At 42.0% G+C, this 1,337-nt stretch carries 1 protein-coding gene; it reads left to right on the top strand.

The genetic code is table 11. The features are described 5' to 3' along the window. Window positions 1-227: 227 nt before the first annotated feature. Entirely contained in the window at window positions 228-1,058 is an 831-nt protein-coding gene (locus ADM33_RS02795) for a DNA/RNA non-specific endonuclease (protein ID WP_049503082.1), read from the top strand. The last annotated feature ends 279 nt before the right edge of the window (window positions 1,059-1,337 follow it).

Raw genomic sequence — 1,337 nt, 5'->3', positions numbered from 1 at the left:
AGCGTAGTAGAGCCCACTCAACCACTGCGTCTTGCTCGACAATCCAAAGACAATTGAGAGACTAGGACTTTTGTCCCAGCTTTTTTCTAGAAATTGAATGTAATACTCAATGAAAATCAAAGAGCAAACTAGGAAGAGAGCCGCAGGTTGCTCAAAACACCGTTTTGAGGTTGCAGATGGAAGCTGACGTGGTTTGAAGAGATTTTCGAAGAGTACAAGGAGAAAATATGAATAAAAAAACAAGGCAGGCTCTAATTGGCCTCTTGCTCTTTTTGCTCTTGTCAGCAGGAAGCTACTATATTAAACAAATGCAGTCTTCCAACACTGCACCACAAACACGAGTAAAACAAAAATCACAGTCGTCTGATACTCCAAGTCAAGAACTGGCTGAAAGTGTACTGACCGATTCAGTTAAAAAACAAATTAAGGGCACTCTAGAGTGGAATAGCGCAGGAGCCTTTATCGTCAATAACAATAAAACCAATCTAGACGCCAAGGTTTCAAGTAAACCCTATGCGGATAATAAAACAAAGACTGTAGGAGGAGAGACAGTTCCCACAGTAGCGAATGCAATCATGTCAAAAGCGACCAGACAGTACAAGGACCGTGAAGAAACTGGCAATGGTTCAACATCTTGGACGCCTGCGGGTTGGCATCAGGTTAAGAATCTAAAGGGAAGTTACAACCATGCGGTCGATAGAGGGCATTTGTTGGGCTATGCCTTAATCGGTGGTTTAGATGGCTTTGATGCTTCTACTAGCAATCCTAAAAACATTGCCGTACAGACAGCTTGGGCCAACCAAGCGCGTGCAGAAGATTCGACAGGTCAAAACTACTATGAGAGCTTGGTTCGAAAAGCCCTAGATCAGAATAAACGAGTGCGTTACCGTGTGACGTTGCTCTATGCGACTGAGGAAGACTTGGTGCCGTCCGCATCGCAGATTGAAGCCAAGTCCTCTGATGGGGAGTTGGAGTTTAATGTCGTTATTCCAAATGTCCAAAAGGGAATTCAGTTAGATTACCGAACTGGTGAGGTCACAGTCACAAAAAATAGCTAATTGATCAAGAGGTTGAGGAAAAATCCCAACCTCGTTTTTTATTAGTCATGAACTGTAGAAACGATTGCTTGTTTTTTGCACTTCTGATTTTAAAGAGCTTTTTTAAAGATTCACAAGGCTTGAACTAGGGCGTCGAGACTTGGATTGCGGCTCTCTATTCAGCGCCCCTTTATCATAGAAATTGAAAATTAATGTGTAAAAATTGGAAAATATGGTATAATGGTTTCAATTATACTTTTTAGGAGAAGGAAAATGGAAGACCCGAGCAGTCAGGATTTG

This window comes from Streptococcus oralis (assembly GCF_001075875.1).
GTDB classification, from domain to species: Bacteria; Bacillota; Bacilli; order Lactobacillales; family Streptococcaceae; genus Streptococcus; species Streptococcus oralis_I.
Note: the sequence above shows the minus strand (reverse complement) of the source record. Positions and strands in the feature narration are given on the sequence as shown.